General features: G+C 42.7%; 3 protein-coding genes and 2 pseudogenes. 3 read left to right on the plus strand and 2 right to left on the minus strand.

Features of this window, described 5'->3' with window-relative positions; translation table 11 throughout:
- Window positions 1-77 precede the first annotated feature (77 nt).
- From F6K37_RS30015 to hpnH, 3 genes and pseudogenes are all read left to right on the plus strand, one after another.
- Window positions 78-1,175, plus strand: a pseudogene (locus F6K37_RS30015) (efflux RND transporter permease subunit); the annotation flags it as partial.
- 94 nt (window positions 1,176-1,269) lie between these two features.
- Window positions 1,270-2,241, plus strand: coding sequence for a hopanoid-associated sugar epimerase (gene hpnA / locus F6K37_RS30020; RefSeq protein ID WP_287254144.1), 972 nt, complete (start codon window positions 1,270-1,272; stop codon window positions 2,239-2,241).
- 343 nt (window positions 2,242-2,584) lie between these two features.
- Entirely contained in the window at window positions 2,585-3,604 is a 1,020-nt protein-coding gene (hpnH, locus tag F6K37_RS30025) for an adenosyl-hopene transferase HpnH (protein ID WP_287254146.1), read from the plus strand.
- A gap of 283 nt (window positions 3,605-3,887) precedes the next feature.
- Here the strand turns inward: hpnH and F6K37_RS30030 are convergent, their stop codons facing one another.
- Both F6K37_RS30030 and F6K37_RS30035 read right to left on the minus strand, forming a co-directional pair.
- Window positions 3,888-4,556, minus strand: a complete 669-nt coding sequence (locus F6K37_RS30030; RefSeq protein WP_287254148.1) for a hypothetical protein — start codon at window positions 4,554-4,556, stop codon at window positions 3,888-3,890.
- Window positions 4,557-4,860: 304 nt separating this feature from the next.
- A pseudogene (locus F6K37_RS30035) lies at window positions 4,861-5,961 on the minus strand (serine hydrolase domain-containing protein).
- Window positions 5,962-6,226 lie beyond the last annotated feature (265 nt).

Genomic DNA, 6,226 nt, shown 5'->3' on the forward strand with positions numbered 1-6,226 from the left:
GTTACGTTTTAGGATTTCAGTACAGCATGCATTTGTATGACAAGTTCTGACAGCATAGGTTAAAACACTTTTTTGTGGTGGCTAAGCAGTTAGAAGAGGCGGTGCTGGCTTTTCCTGAAGTGGAATCGGTCTATACGGTTGTGGGGGTACAGGGTGAGCCGAACAAAGGTAACCTTCAGGTCAAACTTAAACGTAATCGCCAATATACTACTGCTCAGGTTCAGGAAAAAATGCGGGCTGCTTTGCCGAAGATCTCTGGTGTAACTACTAGTGTTGAAGATATTCAGTTTATTGAACTACCTACTCAAAAACCGGTTCAAGTTGCTTTATTGGGTGATGATTTAGAGGTGTTAGGCAATACGGCTGCGGATCTCAAAACTCGGATTGAGACATTACCAGGATTAGTCGATGTAGAGGCAACTGGTCAAAATAATCTAGGGAATAAGATTACTGAGATTGAGCATGTTAATGGTCAGCGAGGGGTTTATGTTCGTGCTAGCCTTAACCAGGGTCACAGGTTGGGAGATGCTACTGAGGAGGTGGTAAAGGTGGCCAAATTGGTTTTACCCGATGGTGTGAGGTTAGAACTGTGGGGGGATTCGGCTCTGAGTAGTCATGTGCTGGGGAGTTTTGCTGGCACCTTGACCTTGTCTGTTACCTGTATGCTGTTAGTGCTAATTTTGCCTTTTGGTCGATTGTTAGAACCGATGGTGGTGGGCTTGTCGTTGCCTTTATCTATTGTGGGAGCAATGCTAGCACTTCTGATCACCCAGAGTGATTTTGGCATGATTTCCCTGATTGGTCTAATTTTTTTGCTGGGACTACTTGACAAAAATGCACTTTTGCTGATGGATTATGTTAACCAACTTCGTCGAGCTGGTTTAAGTCGCACTGAGGCAATTCTGGAAACGGGAGTGGTGCGTTTGCGACCAATTATAATGACTACTGCTTCGACAATTTTGGGGATGTTGCCCTTGGCATTGGGATTTGGTGCAGGAGCAGAATTGCGACAACCGATGGCTGTGGCAATTATTGGTGGATTGCTTACGTCTACGTTGTTGAGTTTGATTGTTGTACCAGTATTGTATAGTCTGCTGGAAGATTGCTGGGTAGGATTATTTTCTGGTATAGCGCTACGCGCAAGTCAGAAGTCAGAAGTCAGAAGTCAGAAGTAAGCTATGACTAAGTTTCAGAGTTTAGAAATGTCAAACACCTTAATTGGTAGTGCTATAAGCAATAAGGAATTGGGAAACAGAGGAGCGTGCGTCAATGGCAATCAAAGCTTTCGTCACTGGAGGAACAGGGTTTATCGGTGCTCATGTTGTGCGATCGCTACTTGAAGCAGGATACTCCGTGCGAGCTCTGGTGCGCCCTACTAGCCAACTCGATAACCTCCAGGGTCTAGATATAGAAGTCGTTATCGGTGACTTAAACGATCCAGGTTTGTCCCAACTGATGCAGGGATGTCAGGTATTATTTCATGTCGCTGCCCATTATTCCCTGTGGCAAGCGGATCGAGATTTACTCTATCGTAACAATGTCGAGGGAACCCGTAATGTGCTACAAAGTGCTGGTAAAGCTGGGATTGAACGCACTGTTTACACCAGTTCAGTAGCGGCTATTGGTGTGGGTAAACCTGGGGAAATTGTGGATGAAACCCATCAGAGTCCTGTAGAGAAATTGGTGGGTGACTATAAAAAATCTAAGTTTTTTGCTGAACGGGAAGCGATCAAGGCAGCTGAATCTGGTCAAGATGTGGTGATTGTTAATCCTAGCGCTCCCATTGGTCCAATGGATATTAAGCCAACTCCTACCGGAGAAATCATTGTGCGCTTCTTACAGCAGAAAATGCCGTTTTATTTGGATACGGGATTAAATTTTATTGATGTGCGGGATGTGGCTCAGGGTCACCTGTTGGCGTTAGACCGGGGGAAAAAAGGCGATCGCTATATTTTAGGTAACCAAAATCTATCTTTCAAATCCTTATTGGAGCAACTTGCGGACATTACTGGATTGAGTGCGCCTCAAAAAACTGTTCCGGTCTGGCTACCGCTGAGTATGGCTTGGATTGATGAGTGCGTGTTGAGTGCTTTCGGGAAAACCCCTTCTATTCCGCTCAATGGGGTGCGTATGGCACAACACCCGATGTATTACGATGCCTCGAAAGCGGTGAGAGAGTTAGGGTTACCCCAATCTTCGATTAGGAAAGCCCTCAAGGATGCTGTTGATTGGTTTAGGTAAGGGAACAGGCAAGAGGCAAGAGGCAAGAGGCACCCACCCCTAACCCCAGGAGGGGAAGGCAAGAGGCAAGAGGAAACTGACAACTGCGGTAAAGTCTAGGATTTAAAGCAATTCACCAACAGTATTATTAATTTATCGGCGAGGCTGATCATAGTTAAAGCTGTGGGGTAATTATGATTACCCTCAATGATTAGCGTTGCTTAATAATGGAATGATTTTAAGAGTGAGGTGGAATAGGCATCTTGCCTGTTCGGGGATCTTTTGGGGCGGGCAGGATGCCCACTCTACTCCTATTCATTCAAAAACTGACGCAACGCCTGAATTCAATGGTGTGAGGACAATTATGGCAATTCAATTACAACAAGCCCTTGATGTCGGAAAGTATATTGTTACCCAGCGTCTTTTGGGTCGTAAACGCTTTCCCTTGGTGCTGATGTTGGAACCTCTGTTCCGCTGTAATCTAGCTTGTTCTGGTTGTGGCAAAATCCAGCATCCTACGGAAATACTCAAGCGCCAGCTGACTCCAGAAGAGTGCTTTGCTGCGGTGAAAGAGTGTGGTGTTCCTGTGGTTTCTATTCCGGGGGGAGAACCTCTGCTTCATCCACAAATTGACGAAATTGTCAAGGGGTTGGTGGCATGGCGAAAGTATGTCTATCTCTGTACCAATGGGTTGTTGTTAGAAAAGTGTCTGGATAAGTTCCAACCTTCCCCTTACCTGACTTTCAGCGTTCACTTGGATGGCTTACGGAAACGGCATGATCAGTGTGTGGACCGTCAGGGGGTATTTGATAAGGTGGTGCAGGCAATTCGAGCGGCTAAAGCTAGGGGATTTCGTGTGACTACTAACACGACGGTGTTTGAGGGAACTGATCCTAAGGAAATCCAGGAGTTCTTTGATTTCTTGGCCATGTTAGGTATTGATGGCATGATGGTTTCTCCTGGATATAGTTATGAATGGGCACCAGATCAGGAGCATTTCCTGAAGCGGGAACAGACTAAGGCGATGTTCCGGGAAATTTTAGCGCCTTTGAAGGCTGGGAAGAAAACCTGGAATTTTAACCATAATCCTTTATTTTTGGATTTCCTGATCGGGGAGAAAGATTACGAGTGTAGCCCTTGGGGAAGTCCTAGTTACAGTGTTTTGGGGTGGCAAAAGCCTTGCTATTTGTTAAATGAAGGGCATTATTCCACTTTTAAGGAATTGCTGGAGGAAACGAATTGGGATCAGTATGGTCGCGCTAGTGGTAATCCTAAGTGTGCGGATTGTATGGTCCATTGTGGGTATGAGCCTACGGCGGCTATGGATGCGTTTCAGCCCCAGAATATGGTTCGTGCTATGGGCAGTGTGTTAGGAGGGGTTTAAACCTGACCAATTTCCCAGACCATAAAGCTGGCGCTAGTTCCTAGGTCTAAGTGGTGATGGATTGCTAAGCCTGGCAGGATCGGCAAGGTCAACTTGAGCACAATACACACAATACAATAAAAGCGATCGCATTAATCTGAGGCGCACGAATAAATGCGATCGCATTAATCTTAGCTCTTGATTAAATTGACATTGAAATCAACTTCAAGGTCATTATTGAATTGGGAATGAATTGGTTTTACTAAAACCCCATTATCTGCTGCCCCTTATCTAATCACAAAAATTAAAATTTAAATCCTAATAAATTCCAATAATTTAGGAGCCAGATAAATAGCCATGCCGCTAGCATACTCAAACAATAATACCCTCGTCTGATCCAAGACCAATTTTTGTCTCTCCAAGCCAGTAAACCAATAATCGATACTACAGTAGTCAAGCCTGTGGTGACAATGGGTAGATAAAGTAACGCAATCATCACAGGGGGGATTCCGAAGAAAAATTCCCAGAAATCTATTATACTAATAGCTATCCCCATCCCGCTGAAAAAGCATAAATTCAAGATACTAATCAGACCAATGATCAACTCCACCAGACGAGTATGTCGTGAAACTAGAGATAAGCTTTGATTTTTGCGGCTAATTAATGGTCTAATTAGCCAAACCAAACATCCCCATAGGAAGATTAGCACACAAAATCCTACCAGTCCAACCTGTAAAACAAGAGTTTCGTACCAGGCTAACTTTTCATAGGTTAAATGGACATGACTACTCATAGACATAGCAGTAATTTTACCCTGACGATCTTGCCGAAAACTTATATACATATTGCTGTCAGGATAGCGAAATATGAGTGGCTCGACTTCCTCCCATTTACTTCCTCCTGGAAATACAGTTAAGGTGCGGTCTGGATTAGTTTTAATAGTAAATAATCGTCCAGATTCCAGCAAAACCATGGCTAGTTTAACCAGGGAGTTTCGAGGATATCGAATGAAGCGATAACCGCCCTTGATTTGTTTATATTGCTGTTTATAAGTAGTCGGACATAAATAAAAATAGCTGTGTTAAGTTTAATTAAGATACACAATCGTTGCCCTTGAGAGCGATCGCAGGATTTTACAAAAGTTAATATAGTGCCGTTTACTTTTGTCCGACTACTTATTGCTGGTTATACTGCTGGGTAATATTAGCTTGATGGCTAGCTTTAGAGCTAGCTTCAGGGATAGGTTTAATAATCGTTTCAGTAGGTGAGGTAATGGTCTACTGTACAGGATAATAACGATCTAAAAACTGTTCAACCAAGTCGTCTCGCAAATTCTCATTAAGACTGTTACGATTGTAAGCAATATAGAAACCTAACTTTTGTTCTGGGATTAAAAACACCAGATTAGTATACCCTGACATGCTACCGCCATGCTCAATTATCCGTTGATTATTCACAAAGCGCTCAAAAAAACCATAAGTAGATCCTGCCGATTGAGGAATGTTCGGAAAATTAGTATAGTGTTGGTGGTGCATATCCTTTACTGTAGTATCATTCAGGATACGCTGTTTACGATAACGACCTCCCTGTAAATGAGCAATCATAAAGTGGGCCATGTCTTCAGCAGTAGTAGTTAAAGCTGTAGTAGGAACACTTTTATTACAGGTAAAGGCTTGCTTTAGATAATTGCCATTTTTGTACCGATATCCTACAGCTAAGTTAGCTGCCAGCTGATACGGTAATGGTTGCTGAAAACTACTTTGACTCATATCCAAAGGTTGTAGGATAGTTTGGTCAATATATTCACTGAAAGGAATTCCAGCAACCACTTCTACTAAGTAACCTGCCAATGCTAATCCTACATCACCATAAACATATAATTGACCTGGTGGTCGCACTCGCTCTGGTAAATTTTCTGTGAGAAATTTTTCTAAGGATAGCAGCTTAGACTGGCAACGAGTGGCTCCGCCAATCACCCAAGCTACATCGAATCCATCAGTATGAGTTAAGAGATGATCAACTGTAATTGGCTTAAATTTATCAGTCTTAATTTGAAATTACTTAAGATACTGGTTAATATCTTCATGTAGCTTAAGCTTACCTTGCTCGACTAGTTGCATTACTGCTGTAGAGGTAACTAGTTTAGATACAGAGCCTACACGAAACAGAGTTTTGTTAGGAATAACCGGTATCTTATCCTCAAGGTTAGCGTAGCCGTAGCCTTTCGAGAAGAGAATCTTGTCATCTTTTACTAAGGTGAATACGGCACCAGGAATATGATTTTCTGCCATTTGATTGACAAAAAAGTCGTCACTAAATTTTTCTATATCCTGGAATTTAGTTAGTTCTAACTGGGAATCATTGGCTGTAGATACCATAGGCAAATCCTGATTAGATACATTCAAGGATTCCTGAGCAAATACGGGCAGTACAGAAACACTAAGAATCAAGATAGCTAAACTTATTGATTGAATCAGCTTTAATAATCTATATACTATTTTTTTCAATAGTTTTAGATTTGATAAATTTTTGCTCAAAGGGAATCGGGAATCGGGAATCGGGAATCGGGAATCGGGAATCGGGAATCGGGAATCGGGAATCGGGAATCGGGAATCGGGAATCGTGAATCGGGAATCGGGAATC

It is taken from the genome of Moorena sp. SIO4E2 (assembly GCF_010671945.1).
Classification (GTDB): domain Bacteria; phylum Cyanobacteriota; class Cyanobacteriia; order Cyanobacteriales; family Coleofasciculaceae; genus Moorena; species Moorena producens.